At 66.5% G+C, this 15116-nt stretch carries 15 protein-coding genes; 10 read left to right on the forward strand and 5 right to left on the reverse strand.

The window, feature by feature from the left end; genetic code table 11:
• Window positions 1–53: 53 nt before the first annotated feature.
• The 4 genes from EYE42_RS11325 to EYE42_RS11340 form a co-directional block, all read right to left on the reverse strand.
• On the reverse strand, window positions 54–1064 hold the full coding sequence (locus tag EYE42_RS11325; protein WP_130991445.1) for a TRAP transporter substrate-binding protein: 1011 nt from the start codon (window positions 1062–1064) through the stop codon (window positions 54–56).
• A 284-nt stretch (window positions 1065–1348) separates the two neighbouring features.
• Complete coding sequence (locus EYE42_RS11330) at window positions 1349–2485, reverse strand: zinc-dependent alcohol dehydrogenase family protein (RefSeq protein WP_130991446.1); 1137 nt, start codon at window positions 2483–2485, stop codon at window positions 1349–1351.
• A gap of 43 nt (window positions 2486–2528) precedes the next feature.
• Window positions 2529–3287 carry a glucose 1-dehydrogenase gene (locus EYE42_RS11335; protein WP_130991447.1) on the reverse strand — a complete coding sequence of 253 codons (759 nt, stop codon included), beginning with the start codon at window positions 3285–3287 and terminating at the stop codon, window positions 2529–2531.
• A 103-nt stretch (window positions 3288–3390) separates the two neighbouring features.
• Window positions 3391–4068 (reverse strand): ABC transporter ATP-binding protein, encoded by a 678-nt coding sequence (locus EYE42_RS11340; RefSeq protein ID WP_130991448.1) that lies wholly within the window; start codon window positions 4066–4068, stop codon window positions 3391–3393.
• A 504-nt stretch (window positions 4069–4572) separates the two neighbouring features.
• On the opposite strand from EYE42_RS11340, the gene EYE42_RS11345 reads away from it, so the two are divergent.
• From EYE42_RS11345 to EYE42_RS11395, 10 genes are all read left to right on the forward strand, one after another.
• Complete coding sequence (locus EYE42_RS11345) at window positions 4573–5502, forward strand: manganese catalase family protein (protein WP_130991449.1); 930 nt, start codon at window positions 4573–4575, stop codon at window positions 5500–5502.
• Window positions 5503–5553: 51 nt separating this feature from the next.
• A complete protein-coding gene (locus tag EYE42_RS11350; RefSeq protein ID WP_130991450.1) occupies window positions 5554–6186 on the forward strand; it encodes an SRPBCC family protein in 633 nt (210 codons plus the stop codon).
• Window positions 6186–7385, forward strand: a complete 1200-nt coding sequence (locus EYE42_RS11355) for a zinc-dependent alcohol dehydrogenase (protein WP_130991451.1) — start codon at window positions 6186–6188, stop codon at window positions 7383–7385. Before EYE42_RS11350 ends, EYE42_RS11355 begins: the two co-directional genes overlap by 1 nt.
• Window positions 7378–7578 (forward strand): hypothetical protein, encoded by a 201-nt coding sequence (locus EYE42_RS11360; protein ID WP_130991452.1) that lies wholly within the window; start codon window positions 7378–7380, stop codon window positions 7576–7578. Before EYE42_RS11355 ends, EYE42_RS11360 begins: the two co-directional genes overlap by 8 nt.
• Window positions 7579–7759: 181 nt before the next feature.
• On the forward strand, window positions 7760–8272 hold the full coding sequence (locus EYE42_RS11365; RefSeq protein WP_130991453.1) for a hypothetical protein: 513 nt from the start codon (window positions 7760–7762) through the stop codon (window positions 8270–8272).
• A gap of 8 nt (window positions 8273–8280) precedes the next feature.
• Window positions 8281–8730 carry a DUF421 domain-containing protein gene (locus EYE42_RS11370; RefSeq protein ID WP_130991454.1) on the forward strand — a complete coding sequence of 150 codons (450 nt, stop codon included), beginning with the start codon at window positions 8281–8283 and terminating at the stop codon, window positions 8728–8730.
• An 822-nt stretch (window positions 8731–9552) separates the two neighbouring features.
• Entirely contained in the window at window positions 9553–10602 is a 1050-nt protein-coding gene (locus tag EYE42_RS11380; RefSeq protein WP_130991455.1) for a glycosyltransferase family 2 protein, read from the forward strand.
• Entirely contained in the window at window positions 10599–11636 is a 1038-nt protein-coding gene (locus tag EYE42_RS11385; protein ID WP_165455775.1) for an acyl-CoA dehydrogenase family protein, read from the forward strand. The genes EYE42_RS11380 and EYE42_RS11385 overlap by 4 nt, the downstream gene beginning before the upstream one ends.
• Window positions 11633–12322 (forward strand): PIG-L deacetylase family protein, encoded by a 690-nt coding sequence (locus EYE42_RS11390; RefSeq protein WP_130991457.1) that lies wholly within the window; start codon window positions 11633–11635, stop codon window positions 12320–12322. The genes EYE42_RS11385 and EYE42_RS11390 overlap by 4 nt, the downstream gene beginning before the upstream one ends.
• Entirely contained in the window at window positions 12312–12860 is a 549-nt protein-coding gene (locus EYE42_RS11395) for an SAM-dependent methyltransferase (RefSeq protein ID WP_130991458.1), read from the forward strand. Before EYE42_RS11390 ends, EYE42_RS11395 begins: the two co-directional genes overlap by 11 nt.
• On the opposite strand, the gene EYE42_RS11400 is transcribed toward EYE42_RS11395, so the two are convergent.
• A complete protein-coding gene (locus EYE42_RS11400; RefSeq protein ID WP_130991459.1) occupies window positions 12839–15115 on the reverse strand; it encodes a glycosyltransferase in 2277 nt (758 codons plus the stop codon). The genes EYE42_RS11395 and EYE42_RS11400 overlap by 22 nt on opposite strands.
• Window position 15116: the final 1 nt, after the last annotated feature.

Genomic DNA, 15116 nt, shown 5'->3' on the forward strand with positions numbered 1-15116 from the left:
GTTCAAGGAAAGGAAAGGGGGTGCATCCGCACCCCCGGAAGCCCGTGCGACCGTTATTCGATCCCAAGCGTGGCATAGGTCTGCTGAAGCAGGTCGGCACCGATGCGGTCCGCCATTTCCTCATGGACCGGGCGCAGCACCTCGAACCATTCGGCACGCTCCTCCTCGGTCAGGTCGTGAAACTCGGTCGTGCCGGCATCGCGCATAGCTTGCAGGGCGGTGGCGTTTTCATCCTCGGCAATGTCGTTGGCATAGGTGGTGGCCTCGGCCATCGCCTTTTCCAGATTGGCCCGCACGTCGTCCGGCAGCCCGTCCCAGAACGGCTTGTTCACGATCACCGCATAACCGATGTAGCCATGGTTCGACACGGTGGCGTGGCTCTGCACCTCGTTCACGCGCTGCGTGTAGGTGTTTGAGGGGGTGTTTTCGGTGCCGTCCACGACGCCGGTTTGCAAGGCCTGATAAACTTCGGAAAATGCCATCACCTGCGGCACGGCGCCCAGGGCCTCGAACTGCGCCTCGAGGATCTTCGAGGACTGGATGCGCATCTTCAGGCCCAGGAAATCGTCGGGCGTGACGACCGGCGAATTCGCCGTCATGATCTTGAAGCCGTTGTCCCAATAGGCCAGGCCCGTGACGCCCTTGTCCTCAAGCTTGGCCATCAGGCTTTCGCCCACCTCGCCGTCGGTGATCTTGACCAGATCGGCGCGGTCCTTGAACAGCATCGGCAGGTCGAACAGCTCGAACTCGGGGACGCCAAGCGGTCCGAACTTGGCCAGCGACGGGGCCAGCATCTGGACGGCTCCCATCTGCAGGGCTTCAAGTTCCTCCTTGTCCTTATAGAGCTGGCTGTTGGGATAGATCTCGACCGTTACGCGGCCATCGGTATATTGCTCGGCCAGTTCCTTGAACTTCTCGGCGCCCTTGCCCTTTGGCGTGTCAGGCGCAACGACATGGCTGAACTTGATCGTGATCGGTTCCTGCGCCAGCGATGGCACGACCGTCAGCACCGCCATTACGGCAGCGATGCCCGTGGCCTTGGCGGCGTTTCCCAGATTGAACATGATATCCTCCCTCTTGCCGGTTTCTGCCGGTCACGATTGCAGACGCTGGCAAGTGATCGTCATGCCCGAAACGGCACGACACCAAGCGTCCCCCTATTGCCACAGAACCGCATCCCGCAGGTTCTGCCTTCCCGTGTCAACACCTGTCCAACGGGGACGGATATTTCAAATATATGATGTATCTAATGGCTATAACTTTAATGTATCCCTTTTGGGGTCGAAAGGCTTTTCCGAAAAGCCTTGTGGCCGGCAAGCCTGTGCAATTTCTGGTGAATCCTGATCTGTCAGTCGAAGACGACGACCTGACGGATCGCCTTGCCCTGGTCCAGCAGATCGAAGCCTTCGTTGATGTCTTCCAGCCGCAGACGCCCGGTCAGCAGCCTGTTCACCGGCAGCTTTCCGGCCCGGTACAGGCGGATGAACCGGGGAATGTCGCGCTGCGGAACGCATGACCCCATATAGCTGCCTTTCACGGTCCGTTCGTCAGCCACGACATTCACTGCCGGGATGCGAAATTCGGCGGTGGGCGCGGCCAGTCCGGCCGTCACGGTCTGCCCGCCCCGCCGGGTGATCGCATAGGCCAGTTCAAAGGCGGGAACCGCACCGGCCAGTTCGACGGCGTGATCGACCCCGCCGCCGCTGTCTGCTCGGATCGTTTCGACCAGACCGGGTTCGGCGGCGTTGTAGATGCGGGTCGCGCCCAGATCGCGCGCCACCGACAGCTTGTCGTCAGACAGGTCGATGGCAAGGATATCGGTGGCGCCCGCCGCGACAGCCCCCAGCAGCGCGGCCAGGCCGACGCCGCCAAGGCCGACGATGGCGACGCTCTGACCCGGCTGCACGCGGCATGTGTTCAGAATGGCGCCGACCCCCGTCTGCACCGCGCAGCCGAACAGGGCCAGTTCCTCGAACGGGATGTCATCGGCATCCACCCTGACCAGCGAATGGCGCGAGATCACCGCGTATTCGGCATAGCCGGAGACGCCGCAGTGATGGTGGATCGCGTGGTGATCGTGACAATCGTGCAGCCTGATGGCGCCCGACATCAGAACCCCCCGGCCGTTGGCCTCGGCCCCCGGAATGCAAAGGGCCGGGCGTCCCTCGGCACAGGGCAGGCAGCTTCCGCAGGTCGGCTGAAAGGTCATGACGACGCGGTCGCCCGGCCGCAGATCGCGGATTGCCGAACCGATCCGGACGATGGTTCCCGCCGCCTCATGGCCCAGGACCATGGGCACGGGGCGGGGACGGTTGCCATTGATGACCGACAGGTCGGAATGGCACAGGCCCGCCGCGCCGATCTTCACCAGAACCTCATCGGGTCCTGGAGGGTCCAGTTCGACAGTCTCGATGACCAGGGGCCGGCTGTCGGCGAAAGGGGCCGAAGCGGGCGAGGATTTCAGAACGGCGGCGCGGGTTTTCATCGGACGTCCTTATGATGGCGGAATGCGGGCACAGTAGTGCGGATCAGATCGTGCGCCCGCCATCGACCGGCAACAGAACGCCCGTGATGAATTCTGCGTCGTCAGATGCTAGATACAGCGTCGCCCGCGCGACATCCTCGGGGCGGGACATTCGTCCCAAGGGGATGGTGGCCACGAACTTTGCGCGGTTTTCGGGCGTGTCGGGAAGGCCCATGAACGATTCCAGCAGGCCGGTTTCCCCCATCACCGGGCAGATGGCGTTGACGCGGATGCGATCAGGCGCCAGTTCCACCGCCATGGATTGCGACAGGATGTTCACGGCACCTTTGGTCGAGTTGTACCAGGTCAAGCCGGGCCGGGGCCGGATGCCCGCGACGGAACCGATATTGATGATCGAACCGCCCCCGTTGCCGCGCATCAACGGCACGATGATGTTGCTGATGTGAAAGATCGACTTGACGTTGATCGCGTAAACACGGTCGAATTCTTCTTCCGTGACCTCCAGCATGGGCTTGTTCCGATGGGTCCACCCGGCATTGTTGACCAGGATATCGGGGGTTCCGAACCGGGCCAGAACCTGTTCCACCGCCTGCCGCATCTGCGAAGCCGATGTCACATCGGCCGCCAACGCGATGGCCTGGCCGCCGATGTCGGCCGCGACCCGTTCGGCGGCATCGGCGCGCAGATCCAGCACGCCGACCTGCGCGCCCTCCTGGGCGAACAGCCGCGCGATGCCTTCGCCGAACCCGCCACCCGCACCCGTGACAATGGCCGTCTTTCCGTGCAGCCGTCCTTGCGTCATCTGCATTTCCTCGCTGGTGGTTGAGTGTCATGGGGGTTTGCGCCGCATGTCCGCGCAGGACTCTGGGCCCTTTTTGCGGCCATGCCGGGGGTCAGGCCCGGATTCATGCGGACAGCCTGTCGTGAACCACATCGCTGTCGATCTGGCCGCGTTCGACGGTGATCGTGCGCGAGGCGAAGCTGCGCAGCAGATGGGGGTTGGATTCGGTGATGACGATGGCCAGCGTCGGGTCGATCTCGCGCAGCTTTCCAAGCGCCTCGGCATAGCGGTTGGCCAGCACCGGGGCGAGGCCCTGGAAGGGCTCGTCCAGCAGCAAAAGCCGCGTGGACAGGATCAGCGCGCGGCCTAGCGCGACCATCTTTCCCTGTCCGCCCGACACCGACCCGGCCGGGCGCGGCCCCAGGTCGCGCAGTTCCGGCAGAACCAGGTGGATGCGTTCCAGCCGGCGGCTGGTTTCGGCCTGATCCAGCCCGGCCACCTGGGCGGGCAGCAGGATGTTCTCGGTGATCGTGAAGCGCGAAAACAGGCGCCGGTCCTCGGGGGCATAGCCGATGCCCATTCCGGGGCGCAGATGGGGTGCAACGGCCTGAAGGTCGCGGCCGTCAAAGCGCATTTCTCCGCGGCTGTCGGTAAAGCCCATGATGGTGCGCAGCAGCGTGGTCTTGCCCGCGCCGTTGCGGCCGACCAGGGCAACGGTTTCCGCCGGACCCACGCTGAACGAGATGTCGCGCAGGATCGGGATGTTGCCGATCGCGGCATCGACGCGGTTCAAGGAAAGCATGGTCAGCCTCCGATCACGTTGCGGATCACCTCGGGGTCGTTCAGCACGACCTCGGGCTCGCCGGTCATCTGGATGATCCCCTGCGCCTATGCCTGCGGGTTATGAAGTGCCCGCCGAAGCAAGGCGTCAGGCCGCCGCCTGCCACGGCGCGATTTCTAGCTGCAATAGGCGGTCAAAGGGCCGCCGGGTCAAGGAACTGTTTGGTCCTTCACACGGATCGCGCCGTCACACGCCGCGCCAGACGGATTTTCCCGTCGCACCGCCGATCTCGGAATCGGGCTCGACGGTGCGACGGGAAACAGGATCTCGCTGCGGCAACGAGGTGTCTGGCTCCCCGCGCGGCGCGGCGCGGGCCATCCGGCAAGGCGTCGATCCGACCCATGAGGTTTTTGCAGGGTCTGCATGGCGCCCTTGGTCTCTATTAACCTTTATTGCAGGACGGAGAGGGAACGGTTCCCGGCAGAGTCGTGTTGGATCGAAGGTATTTCAACCCGGAGAATTCTCATGTTCCTGCGTGTCGACAAGTTGCAAGTCGATCTTCCTGCTCCCAAGCGCCAAGATCCGAACGCCGCCGCGGCCCTGCAGGAACTGCTGGGCGGCAAGTATGGCGAGATGTCCACGCTGGGGAACTATATGTTCCAGAGCTTCAATTTCCGCAGCAAGAGCAAGCTGCGCCCCTTCTACAGCCTGGTTGCCGCCATCACGGCCGAGGAACTGGGCCATGTGGAACTGGTCAGCAACGGCGTGGCCATGCTGGCCAACGGTCCCGACAAGCCGGGCGGGGACGAGGGCGACGGCGGGGACATCTCCAAGGCGCCCTTCGAGGCGATGAAGGACATCCGTTCGGCGGCCTCGTTCTTCAGCCATGCGGGCGGGGCGGTTCCGGTCAATTCGAATTCCATGTCGTGGAATGCGGATATGGTCACGACCACCGGCAACGTGGTGGTGGACCTTCTGCACAACTTCCATCTGGAATGCGGCGCGCGTCTGCACAAGCTGCGGGTCTATGAAAGCCTGACCGATCCCACCGGACGCGAGGTCTGCGGCTATCTGCTGGTGCGCGGGTCCGTCCACGCCCATGCCTATGCCCTGGCCTTGAAAAAGATCACCGGCGTCGATCTGGACAAGTTCCTGCCCACGCCGAACATTCCCCTGGGCAACATCCCCGAATGCCAGAAATACCTGGAGGAAGGCTCGCACCGCCGGCTTTATACCTTCAGCCCCAACGACTACGAGGAAATGCGCGGCATCTGGGGCGGCGGCGGCGAAACCGCCCTGCCCGACGATCCGCCCGGCGAACTCGAGGTGGTGGACGGCCTGCCCGCGGGCGGCAAGATCCACGACCTGACCGGCGTGCCCTCGGCCTTTACCCCGGACTATGCGCCCGAGGAAATGTTCGAGATCGCCACCAAGCTGTACAAGAAGTCGCGCTGAACCCATGACGGCCGCCCCCCGCGGCGGCCGTCCCTATCAAGGGAGGCCTCGATGCCCCGCCGCCAGTCCGACCTGCCCGTTGTTGCCGCCGCGCTTGCCCTGACCGTGGGGGCGGGCCTTGTCGCGGGCGCGCTTCTGAAATCCGATTCCCGGCGACCGCCCGACAGCGCGCCGGGCCGCACCGCACGCCGGTCCCGGTTCGGTGATTACCGGGTGGCCGGTCGCACCGTCACCATCAATGCCCCCCGGTCGGACATCTACCGGATGTGGAAAGACCCCGATCGTCTGGCGCAGTTCATGAAGGACCTGACGGCCGTTCAGGTCAGCGGCGACCAGATCACCTGGGTGATCGATTCCCCCGCCGGCCGCCATGCCATCGAGACCCGTCTGGTCGAGGACCGCGAGAACGAGGCCCTGGCCTGGCGGTCGGTCGAGGGCGCCGAGATCGACATCGAGGCCAAGGTCCAGTTGCGCGATGCCCCCGCCGGACGCGGCACCGAGGTCGAGGCCCATGTCGCGTGGAAGCCGCAGTCGGGCATCGTCGGCCAATGGGCTGCGGCCCTGCGCGGCGCCGATCCCGGGATGCGCGGCCGACAGGAACTCAAGCGGCTCAAGATGCTGGTCGAAACCGGCGAAATCGCAACATCGGACAACCGGCCCGATCAAGACAGAAAGGCAGGCTGATGCGCGCACTGACCTGGCATGGCAAACAGGACGTCCGCATGGAGACGGTTCCCGATCCCCAGATCGTCAACCCGCGCGACGCCATCATCGAGGTGACGGCCACGGCGATCTGCGGGTCGGACCTGCACCTGTATAACGCCGTGATCCCCGGACTTCTGCCCGGCGACATCCTGGGCCATGAATTCATGGGCCGCGTCGTCGAGGTGGGCCCGAAATCCACCTTGAAGAAGGGCGACCGGGTGGTCGTGCCCTTCACCATCTCGTGCGGAAGCTGCTTTTTCTGTTCGCAGCAGCTCTACTCGGCCTGCGACAACTCGAACCCGGTCGAAAAACAGGAAGCCTCGGAACTGCTCTACGGCCATCCCGTCAGCGGCCTCTTCGGCTTTTCGCACATGACCGGCGGCTATCCGGGCGGACAGGCCGAATACGTGCGGGTGCCCTTTTCCGACGTGGGCCCGATCGTGATCCCCGACGGGGTGCCCGATGAACAGGTGCTGTTTTTGTCCGACATCCTGCCCACCGGCTGGATGGCCGCCGACAACTGCGACATCCGGGACGGCGACACTGTAGTGGTCTGGGGCTGCGGCCCGGTGGGGCTGTTCGCGATCCAGTCGGCCCTGCTGATGGGCGCGGGCCAGGTCATCGCCATCGACCATTACCCCGGCCGCCTGGACCTGGCCCGCAAGCTGGGCGCCAAGGTCATCGACTTTCGCCAGACCCATGTCCTGGAGGCGTTGATGGAGATGACCGGCGGCATCGGGCCGGATGCCGTCATCGACGCGGTGGGCATGGAAAGCCACGGCTTTTCGCCCGACAACATGCTTGACACCGTCAAGCAGAAGGTCGGCATCGGCGCCGACCGCATCCATGCGCTGCGCATGGCGCTGATGGCCGTGCGCAAGGGAGGGCGGGTGTCGATCCCCGGCGTCTATGGCGGCATGGCCGACAAGTTTCCGATGGGCGCGCTGATGGAAAAGGGGCTTCAGGTGCGCACCGGCCAGACCCATGTGCAGAAATACACCCAGCAATTGTTGGACCGCATCCTGGAGGGTGAAATCGACACGACCTTCCTGATCTCGCACCGCCTGTCGCTCGAGGATGCCCCGACGGGATACAAGAACTTCTATGGCCAGCAGAACGACTGGACAAAGGTGGTTCTGAAGCCCGGCGCAGCCCGTCAAGAGGCCCGCGATGCCTGACAAGGACGGCGTCAGGGACAATGACCCCGGACCGGTGGACCGTTCCGCCGGATCGGCCGGGGAATCCACGGATGTCGATTATGTCCGCGCCACGTCGCCGGTGCGCAGCCGGCTGGCCTGGCAGGTGCTGATCTGGCCGTTGGGCATGGTGCTGCTGATCGTGGCGGGGGCGATCTGGGCCTTGTCACGATAACCGGCAGCCGACCATCAAGGCCAACACCACCGCGCAGGGGGCCGTGCGGTGTGGCCGTAATGGTCATAGTGGCGCATTTGTGATAGCCATGGTCATCGGACACAACACCTTGCATTCCAGTGGCGTGGACGAACCCCTGCCCGAACTCCGGCAGGCTCCGTAGAAAGAGGGTTTCTCCTTGATGCAGCCTGCACCGACCCCCTCTCCTCCGATTCGCGCCGATGGACTGCAACTCGACGAACATCGCGACCGGCAGGAACGGTACTGGCGCGTGCAGCGCGCGGCATGGTGGGGGTTCGGGATCATCGTGCTGCTGGCGGTGCTGGGGCTGACGGGCAGCGGGGGGGTGTTCCAGACCCGGACCATAGGCTTTGGAACGGCAACGGTGGAACTGCCGCGGGTGACCCGGTGGGAAGGCTCGGACGAGCTGACCGTGACCTTTCACGACGCCGCCGACCGTCACGAGATTCGTATCGGCCAGCCCTTTTTCGACCGCTTCTCGATCGAGCGCATCCAGCCCGAGCCCTTGGAGAACGTGCTTTTGCCGGGTGCGCAATCTCTGGTCTTTCCATCGGCCGGCGATCCGCCGCATACTGTCAGGATCGACCTGCGCGCGGGGCATTTCGGCTGGACGGCATTCGACATGACCATCGGCGACCAGACCCGGCGCATCTCCCTGATCGTTCTGCCCTGAGGTTCCTGATGGATTCGGTCATTCGCGGCATCGCCATCTATGTCGTTCTTCTGGCGGCGACGCGGCTGACGGGGCGTCGGACCCTGGCGCAGATGACGCCCTTCGACCTTGTGCTGCTGCTGATCATCGCCGAAACGACCCAGCAGGCCCTGCTGGGGGACGATTTCTCGATCACCAATGCCCTGGTGCTGATCGTGACGCTGTTTGCAACGGATGTCCTGCTGGCCTTTCTTAAGACCCGGTCGTTCCGCATTGCATCATGGCTGGACGGACATCCCACCGTCCTGATCAGCAACGGCCGGATCGACCATCACGCCCTGCGCCGGTCGCGGGTCAGCACGGACGAAATCCTGATGACCGCCCGAGAGCAGAATGGACTGAAGTCACTGGACGAGATCGACGCCGCCGTTCTGGAAATCAGCGGCGGCATCAGCATCATTCCCAAAAAGGACGCCTGACGGGGGCAGCCCTAGGCTCCGGACACACTCAAGTCCACGAGACGATGATCGTATCGATGGCGAGGGCTGAAGCGACGTTGATGGCCGGCTTGTCATAACGGGTGGCGACGCGTTGAGTGCCCTTCAGGCGACGAAGGCGCGCTCGATCCGGTTTCTGTCGCGGTCGGGATCAGCATCGTGGGGGATGGGCTGCTTTGCGCGATCTGGTCGAGGGGATGACGGCCCCTGTTCCGGACACCGCGAGGCGGACGCGCAGGCTGTTTGCGTCACAGCCCTTGTCGGCCAGCAGGCGGACGGAAGCGGGGCATGTGTCCAAAAGCGCCGGGGCTTTGGATAGGTCGGCGTGGGTTCCCCGGGCTGAGGGTGACCGCCACCGCTCGCCCGAAACCCTCTGCCAGAGCCTGGATTTTGGCGGACGGACCACCACGCGAGCGTCCGATGGCCCGAATTTTCGTCCCCTCTTTTCCGCCATGTGCCGAGCGATGGGCGCGCACCGCGGGGCTGTCGATGCTCAGGTTGCCACGGCACGGCCCCCGCGCCCCTTGGCGCCCGCGCTGCGCCGGGGCTTGCGGCTCAGGGTGTGAAAGCCGATCCGCTCGGATGTCGGTGTGGCGGCGTACAGCGCCACGGGGCGACTGACCTTTCCGATTTTCAGGAAGCCTTTCCAGTTCGCCCTGGGTGCCATGACCGCCTCCGACCCTGCCTGTCGGCGGAACGGCCAAGGGGCAGGGCAGCTCCGCAGGGCCATCACCGGACTGACATTTGTTGCCGGAACGGAAGGTCATGCGGGGCGGTTGACCCGTGAGGAACAGGGGGCCGGGCATGGATGGGGCATTCGATCTGACGGCAGGGCCACCAAGCGACGTCCCGGCCCGCCACCCCCTGCCCGGTCGCATCGCCATTGCCGTTCCGGCGCGCAACGAACAGGCCCGCCTGCCCCGCCTGTTGTCGGCCTTGGCGGCTGCGGCAGAATTCGGTTCCTGCCCTGTCAGCGCCTTGGTTCTTGCCAACAACTGCACCGACGATACCGCCCGCGTGGCGCGTGCCTTTCGTCATCCCGCCCTGGCCGTCGAGACGGTCGAAACCGTCTTTCCCCCCGGGCAGGCCAATGCCGGACGGGCCAGGCGTCTGGCGATGGATCTGGCCTGGCGGGCCGATGCGCTGCTGATGACCACCGACGGTGACGCGACCCCCGCGCCCGGTTTCGTGGCGGCGGCACTGCGCCATGTCGCGCAGGGGGCCGATCTGGTCTGCGGCACCATCGGCACCGATGCCCGGCATGTGCTGGCAACCCCATCGGGCGCGCGCATCGCGGCCGCCGAAGGCGCCTATGGCGCCCTCGTCCACGAGATCCGCCATTGCATCGACCGGATGGCGGGGCGGCAACGGGCGGACGGCGACCGCCCCCATTACACGGAATCGGGCGCCGCGATCGCCATCCGGGGCGATGCCTATGCGGCCATCGGCGGCCTGCCCCCGATCGCCTCAAGCGAGGATCGCGCCCTGATCCACCAGGCTGAGCGGCATCGGCTGCGGATCCGCTATGCCCCCGACATGCACGCCCATGTCTCAGCCCGGCTGTTCGGCCGCGCCAGGGGCGGCATGGCCGAATGCCTGCGCCGCCGCATGACGGACCCCGACCCCCTGGCCGATCAGGCGATGCTGCCCCTGTCCGTCCTGCGCCGATTGTGGGCGCAGGCCGTGGCGAGCCAGGCGCCGCTGTTTCCCGACCGGGCGGTGTGCTGCGGACCGCGGCTGCATGCCTCGGACCTGGAACGGCGCCTGCCGGGTCTGAAGGATTTCGTGGAACGGCGGGTCCGGCCCGAATTTGCCCGCTGGATGAACGGCGCCCCCGCCATGGCGGTCGCATGACAGCGGCCGAACGGGCCGCCCGCCGCATTGCCGGGGCACCGCCGGACGGACCGGACGGGCCGTCCGGTCACGCTCTGGCCGCCGCGCTGCGCGATACCGGCCTGCTGGCGGATTGCGAGGCTCTGGCCCATCACCCCGCCGATCCGCGCGACTTGGTTCATGCCCTGGCCGTCATCGGCCGGGCCAGCCTGTCGGCGGGCCGAATTCTTGAGGGGCATGTGAACGCGGTCAAGCTGCTGCACCTGCATGGCGGCCCGCTGGAGCCGATCCGCGACGGCAAGCTGCACGGCATCTGGGGCGCCGATGGTCCGGCGCCGGTGCGCATCGAAAACGGCGTCCTGCGTGGGCAAAAGTTGTTTTGCAGCGGCTCCGACGTTCTGGACCGGATCATCGTCACCGCACGGCAGGGCGACCGCCCGCAGCTTTTGTTGTTTACGCGCGACCAATTGGCAGACCGGCTGTTCCCGGACGAATGGCAGGTATCCGGGATGCGGGCCACGGCGTCGGGGCGCTGCGATCTGGACGGCCTCGCCGTGGCCGATGCGGTTCCCCTGGGCCAGCCGGGCGACTATCTGACCGAGCCGCATTTCCATGGCGGCGTCTGGCGCTATGCCGCCGTGCATCTGGGCGGGATGCGGGCGCTGATGTCGATCACCGCCGAGCAGTTGCAGGTCCGCGGTCAGGCCGACGCGCCCCTGCAGGCCATGCGCCTGCACCGGATGGTGACGGCCTGCGAAACCGCGCGGCTGTGGCTGGAACAGGCGGCCTGCGCGGTAGAGCGGCCCGAGGCCACGGCGGCGGATGCGGAAACCGCGATCCTGGCCCGGCTGAAGACGGCCGAGGAGGCGGCAACGGTCCTGTCGCTGGCCGATCAGGCGCTTGGCGCGGCGTCCTTTGCCACGCGCCATCCCGCCGACCGGATCCGGCGCGACCTGAACTTCTATCTGCGTCAGGCCGATCCGGACGGGCTGGCGATGGGATCGCTGGCCCGGACCCTGGCCGATCAGGCCCTGCGCGCCCGCTGGATCGGATGAGCGGTTTTCTGGATGCCCTGACCGATGCGCCGTGGATCAGCGTGGCCGACCTGCTGGGCGACCGTCCCCTGGTGGTGATCGCGCCGCATCCCGACGATGAAACCCTGGGCTGCGGTGCGCTGCTGTTCGATGCCCATGCGCGGGGCAATCCCTGCCACGTCATCTGCGTGACCGACGGCAGCCGGTCCCATCCGGGATCGCGCGCCTGGCCCCCTGCCCGGCTGGCCGCCGAACGGCGCGCCGAATTCAACCGGGCGGTGGCGATCCTGGCCCCCGGCGCGGTCACGCATTGGCTGGGCCATCCCGACTGCGCGGCGCCGGACGATACCGCGTCAGCCCAGGCCCTGACCCGGCTGATCCCGCACGGGGCATTCGCTTTCGCAAGCTGGGGAATGGACCCGCATATCGACCACCAACGGGTGGCGGCCCTGACCCGGCGTGTTGTCGCCGAAAGGCCCGATCTGGACCTGGGCTTTTATCCCATCTGGGGGCGCTTCACCAACCATAGCGCTCCGGCCCGGCTGGTTCTGGCATCCGCTGCCGCGCGCACGGCCAAGGCGCGCGCCCTGGCCTGCCACGGCACCCAGATGACCCGGCTGATCGACGACGATCCCGGCGGCTTTGTCATGGAGCCGTGGCGGCAAAGTCATTTCCTGATCCATCCCGAGGTGATCCTTGCCCCGTAAATCCGTTCTCGATCACCTGGCCCGGCTGTATGGCCGCAGCGACGATCCCTGGAACCATCGCACCAGTCCCTATGAGGCCAGGAAATATGCGGCCACGCTGGACACCATCGGCCCCGGCCCCTTTGGCAATGCCCTGGAGATCGGCTGCGGCAATGGCACGCTGTCCCGCAGGCTTGCCCCCCGCTGCCGCCGCCTGACGGCAATGGACGTGACCCCCGCCGCGGTCGAGGCAGCCCGGCGCCATCTGGCGGATCTGCCGCATGTCGCCGTGGTCCACGGCATGGCGCCCCGCGACCTGCCGGACGGTTCCTTCGATCTGATCCTGCTGTCCGAGGTCCTGTATTTCCTGACCCCCGACGATATTTCCCTGCTGGGCCATTGGCTGCGCGGCCATGCCGCGGGCCGCATCGTCGCCGTGAACTGGACCGGCCCCACGGACGAGGAACTGGACGGACCCCGCGCCGTGGCGCTGCTGGCCGGGGCGATCGGTCAGCCTGCCACCACGGACCACGCCGATTATCGCATCGACGTGTTCTGAGACAGGATTTCGCGGGCCAGCGGTTCCTCGACGGTGCGCGCGCCGTCTGACGGGTCATGGCCCAGCAGCCCGTTCGGGCACAGACGGTCGTCGTCCCAGCCGGGATGGTTGGCGATGGGATAGAGGCAGATCCCCTCGACCCGGACGCCGCGTTCCCGCGCGCGGCGCACCTGATCGCTGACATAGCCGAACCAGGACGCGCGCCGCGCGCCCTCGGTCCCCGTTTCGGCGATCATCAGCGGGCGGCTGTAACGCGCCGCGACCTCGACCAGCAGGTCGGACAGGGGCCGATACCGGGGGTGGTCCATGTCGATGGGCGGGCCGCCGTGGACCCACTGGTTGTTCCAGTAGTAATTGACCCCGACGATATCCAGCAGGGACGGATCGCCGCCAAGCTGCGGCCACATCCGGCCCGCGATCAGCTCGAACGCCTGGAACTGCGCGTCGTGATGGCCCTGCGCCTCCCAGAGGGGACGGCCGTTTTGCGGGTCATGGTGGATCGCCAGCAGCGGTTCGGCATGGACAAATCGCGCCCGCGGATCGACCCCGCGCAGTTCGTGCATGGCGGCGATGGACGCGCGGGCGAGCTGGCACTTCAGTTCGTATCCGCGCCGGCAGGCGAAGGGATTCAGATACTGCGCGTCGCCCCCGGCCCAGGCGAAAAAGCTGATCTCGTTCACCGGGCACCAGAAGGGCACGGCGTCGGTGATCTCCCGGTGATGCCGGGCCACCGCGCGCGAGAAGGCCGCGAAACGGTCCACAAAGGCCGGGGTCCAGATGTCCAGGCCGTCGGGCCAGCCGTAATGCAGCAGATCCCAGATCACCTGCGTGCCGGTGTCCCGCGCGGCCCGCATCATCGGCGTGAGGCTGGCAAAGTCGTATCGTCCGGGGGCGGTTTCGATCCGGTGCCACCGCACGCCGTCGCGGCAGGCGCGGATGCCCAGATCTGCGAGTTGCCGGTAATCCTGGGCGGCGTGGGCGCCGTGCCCGATGGCGTCGATCAGGTCCAGCCGCCGGCCATTGCGCAGCCGGTGGGACGATGCCTCCCATCCCCCCAGCACGAAGCTGGCGAATGTCGCGGGCGGCGGGGCGGGTTGCCGTTCGGCCAGAACCGTGTCGATCAGCGCCTGCCATTGCGGCACCACGACCTGCGCGGAATAGGCGGCATGGACATGATCCCGCAGGGCGGTTCCCAGCCGCTGGCGCAGGGGGGCGTCGTCCAGCAGCCGCGTGATGGCATCGGCCACGGCGGCGGGGTCTTCGTGCGGCACGAAGATGCCGCTGATGCCATCGGCGATCTGCTGGAGGGCGCCGTTGTCGGGGGTGGCGATCACGGGCAGGCCCGCCGCCCCGGCCTCGGCGATGACATGGGGCATCCCCTCGCCGCGCGACAGCCAGCAGAAGATGTCCATGGCGGCCAGCAGGTCGGGCACGTCCTTGCGGTCGCCGGTAAAGATGGCACGCCTGCCCAGCGGTTCGGCCATCCGGCGCAAGTCATCCGCGTATTCCGGCATGAAGGCATCCGGCCCGCCGACGATCAGAAAGCGCGCCTTGGGATGGACCGGCGCGATGCTCAGGGCGGCGGCGACAAGATCCTCGACCCGCTTCTTGCGGTCCAGCCGCCCGACCCAGCCGATCAGGATCTCATCAGGCGCCACGCCCAGGGACGCGCGGACCCCGTTGCGCCGGTCGGGGTGGAATTCGTCCAGATCGACCATCGACGGGATTTCCAGGGCGTCCCTCGGCCGATCGGACATCCGGCCCGCCGCCGCCGCCCGGATGCTGTCGCAGACCCCGACATAGCGGGCGGTGAAATGCTTCGGTCCGGCCAGGGCCTCGGACACCAGACCGCCATGTTCGATCAGCGGCGGACGCAGCGCCATGCGTTCCAGCGCCGGATAGATGTCGGCGACGTTCTGGCAGGACACGACCACATCAGCGTCCGCCAGCCTGCGGCGCAGATAGTCGATGGTGTCCTCGAACCCCAGGCCATAGGGGGTGGTGTCCACCTCCACGCCCAAATCGATCAGTTGCTGATGCGTTTGGTCGGGCATCCCCTCCTTGCGGAAACAGGGGATGACCGTGATGCGGTATCGCTCGCGCGGCAGGTTGCGGGCCAGCAGACGGATTTCCGTCTCCTCTCCCCCCACGACCAACCAGGCCATCACGAAGGTGATGCGGATCACCCTGTGCCCGTCATGGGGCGCGGGAAAGGTTTCGGGGGGAACGAAGCCCCAGACCTGCGGGCCGTCCATG

It is taken from the genome of Paracoccus subflavus, from assembly GCF_004310345.1.
Lineage (GTDB): Bacteria > Pseudomonadota > Alphaproteobacteria > Rhodobacterales > Rhodobacteraceae > Paracoccus > Paracoccus subflavus.

What these genes read in the sequence shown, in the direction of transcription:
- EYE42_RS11330 (WP_130991446.1), bottom strand. Translation starts at nt 2,485, where the DNA reads ATGAAAACCCGCGCCGCCGTTCTGAAATCCTCGCCCGCTTCGGCCCCT.
- EYE42_RS11345 (WP_130991449.1), top strand. Translation starts at nt 4,573, where the DNA reads ATGTTCCTGCGTGTCGACAAGTTGCAAGTCGATCTTCCTGCTCCCAAG.
- EYE42_RS11380 (WP_130991455.1), top strand. Translation starts at nt 9,553, where the DNA reads ATGGATGGGGCATTCGATCTGACGGCAGGGCCACCAAGCGACGTCCCG.
- EYE42_RS11390 (WP_130991457.1), top strand. Translation starts at nt 11,633, where the DNA reads ATGAGCGGTTTTCTGGATGCCCTGACCGATGCGCCGTGGATCAGCGTG.
- EYE42_RS11365 (WP_130991453.1), top strand. Translation starts at nt 7,760, where the DNA reads ATGCAGCCTGCACCGACCCCCTCTCCTCCGATTCGCGCCGATGGACTG.
- EYE42_RS11340 (WP_130991448.1), bottom strand. Translation starts at nt 4,068, where the DNA reads ATGCTTTCCTTGAACCGCGTCGATGCCGCGATCGGCAACATCCCGATC.
- EYE42_RS11325 (WP_130991445.1), bottom strand. Translation starts at nt 1,064, where the DNA reads ATGTTCAATCTGGGAAACGCCGCCAAGGCCACGGGCATCGCTGCCGTA.
- EYE42_RS11385 (WP_165455775.1), top strand. Translation starts at nt 10,599, where the DNA reads ATGACAGCGGCCGAACGGGCCGCCCGCCGCATTGCCGGGGCACCGCCG.
- EYE42_RS11355 (WP_130991451.1), top strand. Translation starts at nt 6,186, where the DNA reads ATGCGCGCACTGACCTGGCATGGCAAACAGGACGTCCGCATGGAGACG.
- EYE42_RS11350 (WP_130991450.1), top strand. Translation starts at nt 5,554, where the DNA reads ATGCCCCGCCGCCAGTCCGACCTGCCCGTTGTTGCCGCCGCGCTTGCC.
- EYE42_RS11370 (WP_130991454.1), top strand. Translation starts at nt 8,281, where the DNA reads ATGGATTCGGTCATTCGCGGCATCGCCATCTATGTCGTTCTTCTGGCG.
- EYE42_RS11360 (WP_130991452.1), top strand. Translation starts at nt 7,378, where the DNA reads ATGCCTGACAAGGACGGCGTCAGGGACAATGACCCCGGACCGGTGGAC.
- EYE42_RS11400 (WP_130991459.1), bottom strand. Translation starts at nt 15,115, where the DNA reads ATGGACGGCCCGCAGGTCTGGGGCTTCGTTCCCCCCGAAACCTTTCCC.
- EYE42_RS11335 (WP_130991447.1), bottom strand. Translation starts at nt 3,287, where the DNA reads ATGACGCAAGGACGGCTGCACGGAAAGACGGCCATTGTCACGGGTGCG.